Origin of the sequence: Streptomyces cyaneochromogenes, from assembly GCF_003963535.1 — a bacterium.
Lineage (GTDB): Bacteria > Actinomycetota > Actinomycetes > Streptomycetales > Streptomycetaceae > Streptomyces > Streptomyces shaanxiensis.
The window spans coordinates 10,095,033-10,110,792 of the sequence record NZ_CP034539.1 but is presented as its reverse complement, the minus strand read 5'-3'; the positions used below and the strand labels follow the sequence as shown (position 1 = coordinate 10,110,792).

Genomic DNA, 15,760 nt, shown 5'->3' with positions numbered 1-15,760 from the left:
AGGGTCAGTTCATGAGCCCGGCGGCAAGCGTGGCACCCAGTTCCCAGCAGGCCTCGGTGTCCGTCCGGCCGGGCTCGCCGGTCACCGTCACGGGCTGCGCGGCGCGTCGCCAGGCGAGACCGGTCGTGATGGCGTCGATGGCCCGGACCGCCCCCGTGACGTCGCTGCCGCCGTGCACGTAGTAGCCGAAGGGCCGGCCGCGGGTCTCGTCCAGGCACGGGTAGTAGACCTGGTCGAAGAAATGCTTGAGGGCCCCGGAGATGTAGCCGAGGTTCGCCGGAGTGCCCAGCAGGTAGGCGTCGGCGTCGAGCACGTCGGTCGCGGTGGCCGACAGGGCGGCTCGCCGTACGACTTCGACGTTCTCGATCTCCGGCGCCGTGGCACCGGAGATCACCGCTTCGAGCATGGCCTGGCAGTTGGGCGAGGGGGTGTGATGCACGATCAGCAAGGTAGGCACACCCGAACCCTGCCGCCGCGCCGCCGATCGACGCAACCGGGGCGGTTCAGTTGGCGGCCGGGGCGGGGTCCGGGTCGTCCGTCCCGCCTCCCGTTGCTCCCGCGGAGGAGTTGACCCTGGCCACGGCGGCCGACAGCTGCTCCTGGAGCTCTTCGGGCAGCGCGTCGCCCTTGACCGCGGTGACCAGGTCTCCGGCCAGCGAGTGCAGTTTGGTGTTGGTGTTCTGGGAGGCCGCGACGAGGACCGTCCAGGCCTCCTCGGAGGTCAGGCTGAACGAGGCCATCAGGATGCCCCGGGCCAGGTCGATGGTCGGCCGGGTCTGCATGGCCCGCCGCAGCTGGGCGACTTCGATCCGCAGGTCGTGGTCCGCAGCTTCGCGCGCTTGCGTGTCGTGGCCGTGCCCATCCGCCGCTTCATGCCGGTCCGCCATGTCCTGCCGATCGGTGTCCGGACCATCCGCCGTGTCGTGCCTGTCCTCCGCTTCCGAGCGGGCGAACAGCGTCCGCGTGCCGGACAGGGCAAGCAGGCGATCGACCACGCTGCTCGTGGAGTGGATGGCGACCGTCTTGGCCTGTTCCAGCGCCCGGTTGCGCAGGGCGAGCAGGACGTTGAGTGCGGAGCAGTCGCAGAAGGAGACGTCCTCGAGGTCCAGGTCGATGCCGCGGACCGAGCTGCTCAGGGCCTGGCGCAGAACGCCGCGGAGCTGCTCGCTGGTGTCGAGGTCGAGTTCCCCGCGGACCTTCACCGTGACCCGGTCGCCCTCGGGACGAAGGTGTGTGACGAGTGGCCGCGGCGCACCCGCCGCCGGTGCGCCTGCGATGTCCGCACGATCGGCGGCGCCCCCGCAAGGGGGGTGCCCAGAGGACGCGAGCTCCGGCATGACCGCCTCTCCCTCAGCTGCTCCCCGTCTCGCTACTAGACTGAACCGGAACGACAGGACACGTCAATAGATACATGAAACGCAGTGCGTGTTTTTGTATACGTGAACACAGAGTCGTAGTCTTGGTGCATGGACGGAGTCCCTGAGCCGCACACCGGATGGACATTCCTGACCAACCACGCGCGCGTACTGGCGACCATCGCCGACAATCCGAACGTCCGCATTCGGCAGATCGCGGCGCACTGCCGACTCACCGAGCGGGCCGTCCAGAAGATCATTTCCGATCTGGAGCGGGACGGCTATCTGTCGCACGTCCGCGAGGGGCGCACCAACACCTACCAGATCGAGCCCGACAAGGTGCTGCGCCACCCCGCCGAGGCCGGACTGCCGGTCGCCGCGCTGCTCTCGCTGCTCGTCCAGGACGAGGCGGACCGCAGTGCGGCCTCCGATCAGCTGAGGGCCGCACGCCGGCGCACGCCGGTGGACGGCGATGAGCGGCCGCCGGGCGCAGTCGCGGACGTGACCCCCCTGGCCAGGGGCTCAGCAACCCGGCCAGGGGCTCAACACCCCTGACCAAAGGCTCAGCACAGCACGCGCAGCGCTCCCGGCAGGACCCTGACCGTGACCGGAAGGGTCGCCTCGACCTCGCCGTCCGCGCCGTAGGGCACCTCGCGGTCGGCCTCGATACGGATCTCCCTGCCCCGCAGGATGCTCACCTGGGGGCGGTGGACGTGGGCGCCGGTCTTGAGGTCGTTCATCAGGGCGAAGAACAGCCGGCGCGGCGCCTCGCGGATCATCACCACGTCCAGCAGGCCGTCGTCCACGCGGGCCTCGGGGGCGATGAGGCGGCCGGAGCCGTAGTAGCCGGAGTTGGCGGCGACGACCGTGTAGCCGGTGTGCGGGTGGTCCACGCCGTCGACGGTGACCCGGTAGCGCGCCGCGCGCCAGGTGGTGACGGCGCGCAGTCCGCCGGCGTAGTAGGAGGCCGCGCCGCGCAGCAGGGTGGCGTTGTTGGCGTGCCGGTTGGCGAGTGCGTCGACACCCGCGTACACGCTGCCGAGGACCACGGTGCGGTGGTGGACGGCCGACTCGACCTCGATGGTGTCGACGTTGCGGGGCTCGTGGTGGAGCAGCACCTGGGCGAGTGCCGTCGGGTCGGCGGGCAGGTTCAGCGCCCGGGCGAAGTCGTTGCCGCGCCCGGCCGGCACGAGGCCGAGCAGGGCGTCGGTGCCGCTGAGCGCTCCGCCGATGCCGCCGGCGATGCCGTCGCCACCGACAGCGAGCACCACCCTGCCCCGCCGCCCGGCGTCCCGGGCGAGTTCCCGGGCGTGGTCCAGGCTGCGGCTGTACTCGGTCTCCAGGCCGGCCCCGGCCTCCCGCAGCTGCCGGGCCACCTGCAGCAGCGCGGCCGCTGAGGCGGATCCGCCGGCCGTGGGGTTGACGATGGCGGTGAACTGTCGCATCGATGTGCCTTTCGGGCCGACGGCAGGGTACTGCCGGAGGCGGAGCGGGGTGGGTGGAGAGGGCGGGAGGGAGTCGTGCGTGTGGATGCGGGGTCAGTCGAGGGGCAGCAGGACGCCCGGGTTGAGCAGGCCCGCCGGGTCCAGCCTGCGCTTCACCGCGCGCAGCGCCTCGATGCCCAGGGGGCCCGCCTCGCGCACGTACCAGTCCCGGTGGTCGGTGCCCACGCCGTGATGGTGGCTGATGGTGCCGCCCGCGGCGAGGATCGCCTCGTTGGCGGCGCGCTTGGCCTTCTCCCAGTGCGTCACCGGGTCGTCGCCCTGGGCGGAGACGACGGTGAAGTACAGCGAGGCGCCGTTCTCGTAGACGTGGGAGATGTGACACATGATCAGGGGCGGGGTGCCGGACTCGGTGAGCGTGGTGGTGAGGGCCTCACGGACGGACGCGTACAGCTCGGGGACGCGTGACCAGAAGGTCGCCGTCTCCAGTGTCTCCGCGAACGCCCCGGCGTCCAGCAGGGAGTCCCGCAGGTACGGCGCCGAGTAGCGGCCGTGCGCCCAGCGCTGTCCCGGCTCCTCGCCCAGCGGCGTCCCGCCGCACTCGCGCAGCACGGCGGCGGCCTGCTCCCGGCGGTGCGCGGTGTCCTCGTCGGTGCCCTCGTAGCCGGTGATGGCCATGCATCCCGTGGGCTGCTGCCCGGCGACGGCGGCGCCGATCGCGTCGGGCTGGGCGAGGCCGATCAGCGTCTCGGTCTCGTCGGACAGGCGCAGCACCGTCGGGCGCGGCCCGTCCTGGGCGAGGCGGCGCAGGGCTGCGGCGCCCTCGTCGAAGGAGGGGAAGCGCCAGCCCTCGTACACACGGGTCCGGGGAACGGGGCGGATCCGTACCGTGACGGACGTGATGACGCCGAAGGCGCCTTCCGAGCCGAGGAGGAGCTGGCGGAGGTCGGGGCCGGCCGCCGAGCGCGGTGCGCGCCCGGTGTCGATGACGCCCTCGGGGGTGGCCAGGGTCAGGCCCAGCACCATCTCGTCGAAGCGGCCGTAGCCGGCGGAGGCCTGGCCGCTGGAGCGGGCGGCGGCGAATCCGCCGATGGTCGCCCACTCGTAGGACTGGGGGAAGTGGCCGAGGGTGAAGCCGTGTTCGGCCAGCAGCGCCTCGGCCTGCGGGGCGCGCAGACCCGGTTGCAGGGTGGCGGTGCGGGAGACGGGGTCGAGGTCGAGCAGCTGGTCCATGCGGCGCAGGTCCAGGGCGACGAAGGGGCCCCGTCGGGCGGGGGCAAGGCCGCCGACGACGGAGGTGCCGCCGCCGAACGGGACCACGGGCAGGCCGTGTTCGGCGCATGCGCGCAGGACGGCGAGCACGTCGTCGTGGTCGGCGGGGAGTACGACGGCCGCGGGGATGTCGTCGACGTCGCCTTCGCGCATCCGCAGCAGGTCGGGAGTGGACTTGCCGCGCGTGTGGCGGATGCGGGCCTCCGCGTCGAAGCGGACGTGCTCCTCACCGCCCACGGCACCGAACAGTGCCTGGCGCACGGCGGGTTCGAGCCCCGGCTCGGGTACGGCGATGTCCTCGAGGGCGACCGTCCCGGCGGTCCGCGGCTTGACGCCGAGCAGATCGCGCAGCAACCCCGTCACGGTCTCGGGCAGCGGCGCCGCCTTGGCCGGGTCGCCCCAGCCGCTCCACAACATGTCCATGGCGGTCGTCCTCACCGGTCGATTCGGGCGATGCCGTGTTCCGGACGGCCTCGCAGGCGTTACACTGTTACACATGACGCCTATTCGTCACAACCACTCGGACGGCGACGCGGTGCTCGACGCGGTGCGCGACTGTGTCCTGGCCGTCGGTGTCCGCCGTACGACGCTGACCGACGTGGCCCGCCGCGCGGGCGTCTCCCGGATGACGCTGTACCGGCGCTGGCCCGATGTGCGCTCGCTGGTGGGGGACCTGATGACCCGGGAGTGGGTCGCGGTGGCCACCGGGGCCATGCCCGAGCGGCGGCCCGGGACGGACACCCGCGCCCTGATCGTCGACGGGCTGGTGGCCGGGGTCGAGGCCTTCCGCGCCCACCCGCTCTTCCAGAAGATCGTCGACGTCGATCCGGAACTGCTCCTCCCCTACGTCCTCGACCGCCGCGGCGCGAGCCAGGAAGCCCTCATCGCACTGCTGGCCGACGCCCTGCGGGAGGGCCACGCCGACGGCTCGGTGCGCACCGGCCATGCCGAACGGCAGGCGCGCGCCGTGCTGTTGATCGTCCAGTCCTTCACGCTGTCCCTGCGCACCATGACCGACGAGGACGACCCCGACCTGAACAGCGAGGCCTTCCTCGCGGAACTGCGCAGCATCCTGGAGAGGACCCTGACGCCATGAGCCCCACCCCTCCCCCGGCTCCGGGATCATCGCTCAACGCCGCCCGGCGCTCGCGTGAACTGGCCGAGACCGTCGGCGGTGCGGCCGTGGACGTCCTGGTCGTCGGCCTGGGCGCGACCGGCGCCGGGGCCGCCCTGGACGCCACCTCCCGCGGCCTGACGGTGGCCGCGATCGACGCCCACGACCTGGCTTTCGGCACCTCCCGCTTCAGCAGCAAGCTCATCCACGGCGGGCTGCGCTATCTCGCCTCGGCGCAGCTCGACGTGGCCCATGAGAGCGCCGTGGAGCGCGGGGTGCTGATGGAGCGCACGGCACCGCATCTGGTGCGGGCCCAGCCCTTCGTGCTGCCTCTGACGCCGTTGGTCTCCCGTGGTCAGTCCGCGCTGGCCTGGGCCGGATTCCGGGCCGGAGACAGCCTGCGCCTCGCCGCCCGCACGGCCCGCGCCACCCTGCCGGCCCCGCGTCGGCTCTCCACCGTGGAGACCCGGCACCTCGCCCCCGCCCTGCGCACCCAGGGCCTGCGCGGCGGCCTGCTGTCCTGGGACGGCCGGCTCACCGACGACGCCCGTCTGGTGACCGCGATCGCCCGCACGGCGGCCGCCCACGGTGCGCGGATCCTGACCCGGGTGAAAGCGCTGCGGCTCACCGCGTCCGGTGCCGTGATACGTGACGAAGTCACCGGCGAGGAGGGCGAGATCAGGGCCCGGGCCGTGATCAACGCGTCCGGCGTCTGGGCGGGCGCTCTGGTGGACGGCATCCGGATCCGTCCCTCACGCGGCACCCACCTCGTCCTGCGCTCCGACCACCTCGGTCCGCTGCCCGCGGGGCTGCACGTCCCGGTGCCCGGGGAGACGAACCGCTTCGTCCTCGTCCTGCCCCAGGGCGACGGCCGCGTCTACGTCGGCCTCACCGACGAGCCCGTCGAGGGCGACATCCCCGACATCCCGGAAGTGCCCGAGACGGACATCGGCTTCCTCCTCGACGTCCTCGGTTCCGTCCTGGACGTGCCGGTCCGACGCGACGACGTGGTCGGCGCGTTCGCGGGACTGCGTCCGCTGCTCGACACCGCACCGGCGGCACAGTCGGGCGCGGAGCCACGGACCGCCGACATCTCGCGCCGGCACGCGGTCCTCACCTCGTCGGAGGGCGTGATCACGGTGGTCGGCGGCAAGCTCACCACCTACCGGCGGATGGCCGAGGACGCCGTCGACGCCGCCGTCGCCGCCCGCCGGCTCCCCGCCGGCTCCTCCCCCACCGCCTCCCTGCCCCTGGTCGGCGCCGCGTCGCCCGACACCCTCGGCGCTGTCCGAGCCCCACGTCGCCTGGTCCAGCGCTACGGCACCGAGGCGGCTGCCGTCCAGGCGCTCGGTGCGCAGGATCCCCGGCTGGGCGAACCCGTGCTGCCGGGTCATCCCGTCACCGGCGCCGAACTGCTGTGGGCCGTACGCCACGAGGGGGCCCTGGACGAGGCCGACCTGCTGGACCGGCGTACCCGCATCGGGCTGGTGCCCGCCGACCGTGCCGCGGCGATGGACGCCGCACGCGGGGTGCTGGGCGAGGTGTCGGCGCAGGTGGGTGAGGCGTAGGAGGCCGCTGGGTGAGGTGTACGGGGCCGCGGCGTGGGGTGTGAGGCTGCGGCGTGCGTCAGGCGTCCGTGCGCCTGATCCGCCACACATGGTCGGCCCGGAAGCCCTCCACGCCGTCGGGTGACACGCTCTGCCTGCGCACCGTGTCCAGTGTCTCCACGGTCCAGTCGTCCTCGGGGAGCGCGAGTTCGTCGAGGACGCCTCGCTGTGTCGGGAAGTGCGCGTCGAAGGGCGGCTCCGTCTGCCAGGACGGCCAGCAGGCGTGCATGACGATCAGCAGAGTGCCGCCGGGGGCGACCGCGCCCGCGGCCCGGCGCAGAATCCATTGCCGGTCCAAGGGGACCGGCGACTGCAGAAACTGAGCGTTCACCAGGTCGAAGGAGCCTTCGGGGAACGTCTCCCCCAGCACGTGCCGTTCCCAGACCGTACGGTCGCTCACGCCGGCCTCGGCGGCGTGCACGGCGGCGCGTTCCAGTGCCGTGTGCGAGATGTCGACGCCGGTGACGCGCCAGCCGCGCGAGGCGAGCCACACCGCGTCGGCGCCTTCGCCGCATCCGAGGTCGAGCGCGCTGCCCGGCCGGAGGTCACCGGCCTCGCGGACGAGCAGGGCGTTGGGACGGCCGCTCCACAGCGGGCCGCCGTCCCGGTAGCGGGCCTCCCAGAACTCGGCTGCCGTCAGGGCGGGGGTCTCTGGCATGGTGCCTCCTGGGGTGCGCGGGTGTCGTGGTGTGGAGGGACTGGGCCGGGCGAAGGATGCGCGTCCCGTCCGTCGGGAAAAGCCTGCGGGACGCCTCGGAAGGGGGCAAAGGTTGTTGCCGTTTCGGCAAGGGACCGACAGGCTCAGCGACCAGAGGACTACGACCTTGGAGCCGGCCCCCCTGGGCCCGTGGTCCGATCCGGGGGCGCGTCGGCCGCGGTTAGCGTCGCGGCATGCGTATAGGAATTCTCGGCACCGGCAACGTCGCACGAGCACTCGCCCATGGCTGGAGCGCCGCGGGACACGATGTGCTCCTCGGTTCACGTGACCCCAAGGAGCGGGCGGACCTCGGTCTCCCCGTGGCAGGCCTGAGCGAGACGGCGGTCCATGCGGAGGTGCTGGTCAACGCGACCCCGGGGGACGTGTCCGTGGAGTTGCTGCGCTCCATCGGGGCAGCGGCGCTGGCCGGCACTGTACTGATCGACGTCGGTATCAGCCTCTCCGCCGACTTCACCGAGCTCTCGCACCCCAACAGCAGCCTGGGAGAACAGATTCAGGAGGCCTTTCCCCTGACCCCCGTCGTCAAGACGCTGTGCACCATGGACTCCACGGTGATGATCGCCCCGGACGCTCTCGACGGTCCGAGCACCGTCTTCCTCTCCGGTGACGACGCCGAGGCCAAGCTGACCACCGGCCGGCTGCTCGCCGACCTCGGCTGGCCGCCGTCGTCCCAGTTGGACATCGGCGGCATCACCACGGCGCGCGGACAGGAGCACTTCGCGTTTCTCTTCATGGGGATCGCGGGCGGTCTGGGCGCCCACGCGTTCAACATCAACGTGGTCACCCGCGCCGCCGACTAGGTCACTCGTCCGGCGCCTCCAGCCAGAAGCCGGCGCGGGTCCGCCAGAGGTCGAGCAGCGCCGTGTCGCCCCGGGTCTCGACGGCGGGCGCGGGCCGCTTGTAGAAGAACAGGAGCAGGTCGGCCACGGGGCCGCGTGCGGTCACCGTGGCGTGGTCGGCCCCGGCGCGCCAGACGGGCCGCTTGCCCGTGAGGTCGACCAGCCATGATCCGGCGTCGGTCGCGTCGAAGTGGAGCGTACGGTCGGGGCCGAGCAGGTCGGGCAGGTCCGGCCCGGGCTCGAACGCCTCGGGGGAGGTCGAGTACTCCAGCCATTCCTCGACCGCGTCGACGGCCAGGTCGGCGTCCAGCACGAACTCGGCCCCGGCCGCCCGGGCCGCGTCGGCGCGGTGCACGACGGTCTCGTACGTCATGCGCCGCGCCCAGAACTCCACCGGCGCAGGCCGCTCTTCGGAGGGGTTCCAGGCCTGCGCCTCGGGACCGGCGGTGCGCAGGGCGGCGCTGAGGCGCGCGGCGCCCTCGGCGAGCCAGGGGATCAGGAACGCCTCGTCCTCGCCGGTGTACGCGGAGAGGTCGTTCACCAGGTCGTCGGGGATCGGGCCGGTGGCCCGGGTCCGTACGATCTCCTCGGCCCAGCGGTGGTCGCCGCCCACGTGCCGCAGCAGTTGGCCGAGGTTCCAGCCGGGGCAGGAGAGCACCGGCGCCGTCATGTCCGCGCCCCGGACGTGGCCGGTGAGCCGTTCGGTCTGGGTGACGATCTCGTCGCAGTAGCGGTCGAAGGTCAGCGAGGTCATCGCCTCATGATGCCGCAGCACAGAGGTCCGCCGTGTCCGCACTCTCCGATAATGTGTGCGATTGAGCAAGATCAGGAAGCAAGTTCGGGTGGGGAGAGATCACGATGCTGGTAGGGGCGGGGCGGCTACGCAGACGGCTGGCTCAGGCGGCTTTGCTGGCCGGGGTGCTGACGGGCTGTTCGGGGGCGGGCGAGGACGACACGAAACCGGCGGCCGGCGCTTCGGCGGCGGCCGACGCGGAGAGTGAGAGCGGTACGGCGGTGAAGAGCGGCGGCAAGCTCGGTCCCGCCGGTTCGGCCTGTGAGCTGCCGGTCACGTTCGACATCGCCGAGGACTGGGAGGCGGAGGCGATCGACGCCGGGGCGGCCAAGGAGAAGGTGGCCGACGGTGCCGACGCCTCCGCCGACCCCGAGGAGTCCGAGCTGGCCGAGGCGATCGCCGACGCGATCCTGTACCAGGGTCCGGTCGCGGCGGCGTGCGAGGTCGACGCCAAGCCGGCGGGGAACATCGGCTTCCTCCGCGTCTGGACGGGAAAGCCGGGCATGGACGACCCGCGTGCGGTGCTGGAGGCCTTCCTGGCGGCCGAGGACAACACGAGCAAGGCCAAGTACAGCGAATTCGAGGCGGGCGGACTCTCCGGTGTCGAGGTGAAGTACCTCTTCACGAGCAAGCTGCTGGAGGAGACGAAGGAGGAGGCCGCCCTGGCCGTCACCACCAAGAAGGGCCCGGTCGTCATCCACCTCGGCGGCATGGACACCGAGGAGCACCGGGAGATGCTGCCGGCGTACGAACTCGCCAAGCGGACCCTGCGCATCAGCTGAGCAGTCGGTGGCAGTGTGTCCGACGCGTGCGGGGGATCGCGCTGCGCCGGACACCTCCCCGGGGTCGGTCAGGATGCCGTGCAGGAGCCGGGCTGTCACGGTGACGGTGGTGGTCCAGTCACTGATCGCGGAACTCCCCGCGGAAACGGGTGCCGTACGGGGCTTCGCCGAGGGGTTGGCCGCGACCGCGGCGCCGACGTAGCGGCCCTTCTCGGCGGTCGCGGCGAGCAGGCCCGCCATGCCGAGAGCGAGTGCGGCACCCATCACTTCGAGTTGGCTCAAGAAGACCCTGGAAAGCATCGAGCGGCTCGAAAGTGTCGAGCCGCTCAACGACCGTTCCGCGAACCACCTACGACTCGGCTCCGGTGTAGAACGCGACCGTCGCCGCGGTCGTGGCCGCCACGACCCCCTCATCGGCCCCCGAGGCGGCGTAGGCCTCTCCCCACAGCTCGCCCGACCGCGTGTTGAACGCCTTGCCTTCCTCCGAGATCTGCCAGGCCTCGGCCTCCTGCCTGCTCATCCCGCCACCGGCGAGGTGCATACGCAGGCCCAGCAACGCCCCGTCCCAGCCGACACCCACGGCGCCCGGCCCGAACCGGTCCCAGAACTCGGGCGGAAACACGGCCACGTGCTCCAGCTCGAACACCGTCCGCTCGTCACCCTCCGGCGTGAGCCGCAGCTCGACCTCGCTGAACCCCGGGTCAGGCCCCATCAGCCAGCTGACCCGCAGCCGCGTCGGCTCGTCGCACGTCAGGATCTCCCCGCCGGCCTGACCCTCCAGCTGGTACCGCCCGCCGACCTTGAACTCCCCGCTCACCGGCAGGAACCAGCGGCCGATCCGCTCCGGCGACGTCACCGCGTCCCACACGTCGGCGATCTCCGCGTCGTACGTACGCCGCAACAGCACCGTTCGGGCCTCGCCCGACTCGACCCGCCGTACACCGACCTGCCGGTGCAGGCGGTTCAGCTCGTCGACGATCTCACTCATCCCCGCTCGCTTCCTTTCCCAGTCTGCGCTCGCGCCTGCCTCGCGCGAGTTCCGTTCCAAGGGCGTCGAGCCGCTGCTCCCAGAAGCCGCGGAATCTCTCCAGCCATGCGTCCACCTCCCGCAGCGGAGCGGCGTCGACGGCGTACAGCCGCCGGGTGCCCTCCGCCCGCACGGACGCGAAACCGCTCTCGCGCAGCACCCGGAGGTGTTGCGACACGGCGGGTTGGGAGATCCCGAACTCGTCCTGGATCACGGCACTTATGTCGCCCGATGCCTGCTCGCCGACCGCAAGCAGCTCCAATATCCGGCGTCTGACCGGATCACCCAGCACATCGAAGGCGTGCACGGATCCCACTATGCCAGCTGTCGCTTATATAAGGCAACACTTAAATAAGGCCCAGGGTCGGGCCTGGGCCCGAGCGAGACACCGGCCCGCTAGTCGCGGCCGGTGAGGAACCGGTCGAGTGCCGTCGTCAGTTCGGCCGGCTTCTCCACCGGGAGTTCATGGCCGGCGTCGACGATACGGATCACCGCGTCCGGGTAGGCCTTGGCCATCCGCAGCATCTGGGAGACGGGCAGCTGGATGTCGTGGTAGCCGTGCACCATCAGGGTCGGCGCCTGGATCTCGGCGACCCTGTCCAGCACGTCGAAGGCACGCATGGCGCCGTAGAGCGTCATGACGACCTCCCGGGGCGTGTCGGCCGAGGCGCGGATGTACTCCCGGATCTCCTCGCGCGGATGGCCGGGGGCGAAGGCGCGCTGGATGTTGGCGGCGACGAACAGCTTGAACGGGGCGAGCGTCGAGGCGGCCATGAGCAGGGCGCGGCCCCGGTTGTAGGCCATCCTGCCGATGGAGTTCACCAGCACCAGACGCTCGACCCGCTCCGGGTGGGACAGGGCGATGGTCTGGGCGATCATCCCGCCCATGGAGTGGCCGATGATCACGAACCGCTCGATCTTCAGATGGTCGAGGAGGGCGAGGACGTCCTTCGCCAGGGCGTCGATCGTGCGCACCCCCGCCCCGCCGCTCTCGCCGTGCCCGCGCAGGTCGAGGCGGACGACCCGTCGCCGCTCGGCGAAGTGGGCCACCTGGTGGTCCCAGCGATGCCGGTTCGCCGTCCAGCCGTGGACGAACACCAGGGGTACACCCTCGCCGTCGCGGGGGCCCTCGTCGTCGTACGTCAGCGCTGCGCCGTCGACTTCGAGCTGCGGCATGGGTGGCCTCCTGGTGTGCGTGTTCTCAGGTGCGGGATCTCGGGTGCGGGTGCTCGTCACCGAGACTGGTTACCGACCGGTACGGTATCCGGCCGTACCGGCTGCCGTCACCGGCGTTCGCCCAGGAAATCGAGGATGTGCCCGAAGACGTCGAGGGCCGCGCCCCTGCCGAGGAACGTGTCCAGGTGGCCGTAGCCCGGGATCTCGGTGTACGTCACGTCCAGCTGGGGTTGGCGGTGGGCGAGGACGTCTCGGCAGAGCTTCTGCGAGTCGAGCCACAGGCCGTTCTCGCTGCCTGCCAGGAGCAGCACCGGGGTGTCGATGCGGGCGGCGGCGTCCAGGGCGTTCTGCGGGAGGGCACGGTAGCGGTGGTCGGTGTCGTGCCAGCGGACCACGGTGCGGGCCAGTTCGATACGGCGCAGGTGCGGCAGGATCCACAGCGGGGCGGGGCCGAGGAGTTCGGCGAGGCGGTCGTGGGTGGTGTCGGTCAGGTGCTCGTGGACGAAGAGGGAGGCGCCGGTCCCCCAGGCCGAGTTGTGCAGGATCTGGCAGGTGGGGTCCGGGCAGGTCGCCTTGCGGGAGGCCAGGGCGAACAGCGGGGTGTACTTCGACCACAGGCCGACCTTGCGGAAGTCGACGGGGATGTGGTCGATACGGGACTTGAGGAGCTCGCCGGCCAGGCTCATGCGCAGGGAGGTGCGGCCCGCGAGCTTCGGGGTGAGGAACACGCCCTGGGAGACGACGCCCGCGAGGCCGGGGACCAGGCCCGCCGTCATGCTCAGGGAGAGGGTCAGGGAGCCGATGCAGTGGGCGACGGCGAACAGGGGGCGGTCGCCGATGCGGGTGCGGATGTGGCGTGCGGCCTCGGGGATGTCGTACAGGGCGACGTCGTCGTAGGTGTAGCGGCGGCCGGTCTCGTTGTACGGCAGACGGCAACTGCCCCGCCAGTCGAGCAGCCAGGGCTCGTAGCCCTCGTCCAGGAGGACATCGACCAGGTTGCGGGTCTCGGGCAGCAGGAACATGTCGGCGGACGCGGTGTGACCGTGCAGGAGCAGCACGGCGGGGCGGTCGCGGTCGCCGCTGTCGATGCGGGTGAGGCCGAGGCGTACGCCGTCGGGCGCGTGGAACGGGATCTCCTCGACCCTCGCCGGGTCGAGGCGGTGGTGGAGGGGGCGCAGGGAGGTGGTGGTCCTGACCTTGCGCAGGGCGGTCCGGGTGGTCCTGGGGTTCGTCGTGCGGAAGATCATCGGTGGTGCTCCGTGGAGGTCGGGGTGCGGCGCAGGTCGAGCAGGTCCGCGGCGGCCCGGGCGAAGGGGCCGAGCAGGCCGCGGCCCATCTCCAGGCCGAACCAGGCGAGCCAGGTCAGCTTGGCGGCCCGCTTCTCCTGGCTGGTCAGGCGCGGGTCGACCTTGATGCCGTCGATCTGGTCGCGTACGTAGGAGTCGGCGGGGACGACGACCTCGCCGGCCAGGCTCGCGGGTTCGCCCTCGCGGCCGAGTTCCACGGTCAGGGCCCGGGTCTGGCGCCAGAGGTCGCGGCGGGCGCGCGCGTACTTGTGGCCCTCCAGCCACCAGCGGCCGCCGTCGGTGTCGGTCAATCGCAGGCGGTAGCGCAGGAGTTGGTGGCGCAGGCCGTGCCCGTGCGGGATGCCTTCCTCGGGGCGGATCACGATGTCGCCGCGTTCCACGGTCAGTGGCTCGGGGTGCAGGGCCGGGCAGGTGAGTTCGCCCCGGACGTCGACACGGCGGTCGGTCACCAGCTGGTGCATGCTCGCGATGGAGAGGGTGAGGGACATCGCGCAGGGGGTGTCTGGGGTGGCGCCGACCGGGCCGACGCGGCCTTCGGTGGTTTCGGTGAACCACAGGTACGGCTGGTCGTCCTTGTCCGGGAGGCGGGCCAGGCCGTCGTTCGCGAGGCGTTCGAAGGTCTTCAGCTGGGCCCATGCGTCGTAGCGGGCGGCGGGCGGCAGTCCGAGGGCCTCGACGAGTGCGGTGGTGCGGTCGGCCGTGGCGGCCGGGCCCTTGAGGGTGGCCTCGCACAGTTTCAGGGCGGTGGGGCTCTGCAACACGCGGGTGAGGAAGGCCAGTTCGGGGACCGGGTCGGCCTGGAGGCGGGCCAGGGCGTCGGTGCGCCACTCGTCCCAGTCCTGCACACGCACGTGCATGCCGCCCAGGGCCATGTCCCGTACGACGTCGTCGAGGGTGTTGGGGACGCCGGTGAGGTTGTAGTCGAAGCCCCAGGCGTCGGGTTCGCAGATGGCGGCGACCGCGACGCGGCTGACCCAGTCGACAGGGGCGGCGTTGAGACAGCGGAAGGCCGGGACGGTACGGAAGCGGCCGAACGCCGAGATCAGGCCGCTGCTGAGGTCCTGGGGGTTGTAGGCGCCGGTCCTGGTGTGGCCGCCGATGCCGCCGGGGCGCAGGGCGGTGACGACCAGGCCGTGGTCACGGGCCCGGCGCAGGGCGACTTCCGCGGCCCACTTGGTCTGGTCGTAGCCCGCGACGAGGCGGTCGATGTGGGCGAACGGGTCGTCCTCGCCCATGGAGGGGATGCCGACCTCGTTGAAGACGGCGATGGACGAGATGTGGTGCAGGGGCTTGGGACGCCCGGTCGCGGCGAGTTCGGCGAGGGTGAGGGCGCCGAGGACGTTGCTGGTGCGCAGGGACTGGTATCCGCGCAGGAAGTCCACGGCGGCAGCCACGCCGACGATGCTGTCGAGTTCGTGGGCGAGAGTGTTCCAGAGGTCGTCGGGCAGGCCCAGGCGGGGTTGGCGGATGTCGCCGGGGAGTACGGTGATGCGGCGGCGGACCTCCGACGACCAGGGCAGGGCATAACCCTTGAGCGCCTCGCCCAGCCGCGTGACGGCCGCCTCCTCGTCGGCGGCGCGGACCAGGCAGTAGACGTGGGCGTCACTGTGCCGCAGCAGGTCCAGCAGCATGTGACTGCCGAGAAAGCCGGTGGCGCCGGTCAGCAGGACGCGGCGGGGCGGCAGGGGTTCGGGCGAGCGTGTGAAGGGGAGCCGGTCGGCGAGGGCCAGGTCGGCGAGGATCTGGGTGAGGTCGTCGGGTCGGGCCGCGGAGTGTGCGGACGGAGCCTGGACTGCCGGGATTCCCTGAGCGGGCGATACCAGGAACTCCGGAGCGGCCGACGCCGGGATCTCCGGAGCGCGCGACGCCGGGATCTGCGCAGCCGGGATCTGCCCAGCGGGCGGCGCCGGTACGACGGCTGCGTCGCCGGTGCTGCCCAGTCCGCGCCTGGCCAGGCTGACCGGCCTGGCGTCGGCGAACACCTCGTCCAGGTCGAGCTGCACGGCCAGCTCGTCCTCCAGCGCGGCGACGAGTTCCACCGCGCTCACGGAGGTGCCGCCCGCGTCGAAGAAGTCGGCGTCGGGGGCAAGGTGGCCTGCGGGGACGTAACGGCCGGCCATGGCGGCGATGGTGGCCGCGAGGGTGTCCACGTCCCGCCGGGGGCCGGCGTCCGGCCGCGTGGGCGCCGCCGATCCGGTGACCCTGGCCAGCAGGTCGGTCACCGTCAGGCCGACTCCGCCCCGCTCTATCTCCTCCGCGGTCGCCCGCTGTTCGGCGGCAGCCGACACGTTCTCGTTCACCTCACGCATGAGAGTCCTTCACGGTGTT

General features: G+C 72.0%; 15 protein-coding genes and 1 pseudogene. 5 read left to right on the top strand and 11 right to left on the bottom strand.

Translation table 11 applies throughout. The features are described 5' to 3' along the window. Window positions 1-4: 4 nt before the first annotated feature. Both EJ357_RS45315 and EJ357_RS45310 read right to left on the bottom strand, forming a co-directional pair. Window positions 5-457: a flavodoxin family protein gene (locus EJ357_RS45315; RefSeq protein ID WP_126398399.1), complete on the bottom strand. Its 453-nt coding sequence runs from the start codon at window positions 455-457 to the stop codon at window positions 5-7. A 46-nt stretch (window positions 458-503) separates the two neighbouring features. Then, window positions 504-1,337 carry an anti-sigma factor antagonist gene (locus EJ357_RS45310; RefSeq protein ID WP_126398397.1) on the bottom strand — a complete coding sequence of 278 codons (834 nt, stop codon included), beginning with the start codon at window positions 1,335-1,337 and terminating at the stop codon, window positions 504-506. A 129-nt stretch (window positions 1,338-1,466) separates the two neighbouring features. Between EJ357_RS45310 and EJ357_RS45305 the strand changes: the two are divergent. After that, window positions 1,467-1,787 (top strand): annotated as a pseudogene (locus EJ357_RS45305) (helix-turn-helix transcriptional regulator); the annotation flags it as partial. Window positions 1,788-1,918: 131 nt separating this feature from the next. Here EJ357_RS45305 and EJ357_RS45300 read toward each other — a convergent pair. Both EJ357_RS45300 and EJ357_RS45295 read right to left on the bottom strand, forming a co-directional pair. Then, a complete protein-coding gene (locus EJ357_RS45300) occupies window positions 1,919-2,800 on the bottom strand; it encodes a YegS/Rv2252/BmrU family lipid kinase (RefSeq protein ID WP_126398393.1) in 882 nt (293 codons plus the stop codon). Between the two features lie 93 nt (window positions 2,801-2,893). Beyond that, window positions 2,894-4,492 (bottom strand): FAD-binding oxidoreductase, encoded by a 1,599-nt coding sequence (locus EJ357_RS45295; RefSeq protein WP_126398391.1) that lies wholly within the window; start codon window positions 4,490-4,492, stop codon window positions 2,894-2,896. Between the two features lie 73 nt (window positions 4,493-4,565). Between EJ357_RS45295 and EJ357_RS45290 the strand changes: the two genes are divergently transcribed. Next, a complete protein-coding gene (locus EJ357_RS45290; protein ID WP_126398389.1) occupies window positions 4,566-5,165 on the top strand; it encodes a TetR/AcrR family transcriptional regulator in 600 nt (199 codons plus the stop codon). Further along, window positions 5,162-6,751 (top strand): glycerol-3-phosphate dehydrogenase/oxidase, encoded by a 1,590-nt coding sequence (locus EJ357_RS45285; RefSeq protein WP_126398388.1) that lies wholly within the window; start codon window positions 5,162-5,164, stop codon window positions 6,749-6,751. Before EJ357_RS45290 ends, EJ357_RS45285 begins: the two co-directional genes overlap by 4 nt. Before the next feature lie 58 nt (window positions 6,752-6,809). Here the strand turns inward: EJ357_RS45285 and EJ357_RS45280 are convergent, their stop codons facing one another. Then, the gene (locus tag EJ357_RS45280) at window positions 6,810-7,448 is read right to left on the bottom strand and encodes a class I SAM-dependent methyltransferase (RefSeq protein WP_126398386.1); all 639 of its coding nucleotides are present in this window, start codon (window positions 7,446-7,448) and stop codon (window positions 6,810-6,812) included. A gap of 233 nt (window positions 7,449-7,681) precedes the next feature. Here EJ357_RS45280 and EJ357_RS45275 point away from each other — a divergent pair, with 233 nt between their 5' ends. Next, entirely contained in the window at window positions 7,682-8,308 is a 627-nt protein-coding gene (locus EJ357_RS45275) for an NADPH-dependent F420 reductase (RefSeq protein WP_126398384.1), read from the top strand. A gap of 1 nt (window position 8,309) precedes the next feature. On the opposite strand, the gene EJ357_RS45270 is transcribed toward EJ357_RS45275, so the two are convergent. Next, on the bottom strand, window positions 8,310-9,101 hold the full coding sequence (locus tag EJ357_RS45270; RefSeq protein ID WP_126398382.1) for a maleylpyruvate isomerase family mycothiol-dependent enzyme: 792 nt from the start codon (window positions 9,099-9,101) through the stop codon (window positions 8,310-8,312). 104 nt (window positions 9,102-9,205) lie between these two features. Here EJ357_RS45270 and EJ357_RS45265 point away from each other — a divergent pair, with 104 nt between their 5' ends. Continuing rightward, window positions 9,206-9,922 (top strand): lipoprotein, encoded by a 717-nt coding sequence (locus tag EJ357_RS45265; RefSeq protein WP_126398380.1) that lies wholly within the window; start codon window positions 9,206-9,208, stop codon window positions 9,920-9,922. A 349-nt stretch (window positions 9,923-10,271) separates the two neighbouring features. On the opposite strand, the gene EJ357_RS45260 is transcribed toward EJ357_RS45265, so the two are convergent. The 5 genes from EJ357_RS45260 to EJ357_RS45240 all read right to left on the bottom strand — a co-directional run bounded on the left by EJ357_RS45260 (window position 10,272) and on the right by EJ357_RS45240 (window position 15,741). Further along, on the bottom strand, window positions 10,272-10,910 hold the full coding sequence (locus EJ357_RS45260; RefSeq protein WP_126398378.1) for an SRPBCC family protein: 639 nt from the start codon (window positions 10,908-10,910) through the stop codon (window positions 10,272-10,274). Further along, window positions 10,903-11,265, bottom strand: coding sequence for an ArsR/SmtB family transcription factor (locus tag EJ357_RS45255; protein WP_126398376.1), 363 nt, complete (start codon window positions 11,263-11,265; stop codon window positions 10,903-10,905). The genes EJ357_RS45260 and EJ357_RS45255 overlap by 8 nt, the downstream gene beginning before the upstream one ends. Window positions 11,266-11,345: 80 nt before the next feature. After that, the gene (locus EJ357_RS45250) at window positions 11,346-12,125 is read right to left on the bottom strand and encodes an alpha/beta fold hydrolase (RefSeq protein ID WP_126398374.1); all 780 of its coding nucleotides are present in this window, start codon (window positions 12,123-12,125) and stop codon (window positions 11,346-11,348) included. Window positions 12,126-12,232: 107 nt separating this feature from the next. Next, window positions 12,233-13,372, bottom strand: coding sequence for an alpha/beta hydrolase (locus EJ357_RS45245; protein ID WP_126398372.1), 1,140 nt, complete (start codon window positions 13,370-13,372; stop codon window positions 12,233-12,235). Beyond that, window positions 13,369-15,741, bottom strand: coding sequence for a thioester reductase domain-containing protein (locus tag EJ357_RS45240; RefSeq protein ID WP_126398370.1), 2,373 nt, complete (start codon window positions 15,739-15,741; stop codon window positions 13,369-13,371). The genes EJ357_RS45245 and EJ357_RS45240 overlap by 4 nt, the downstream gene beginning before the upstream one ends. Window positions 15,742-15,760 lie beyond the last annotated feature (19 nt).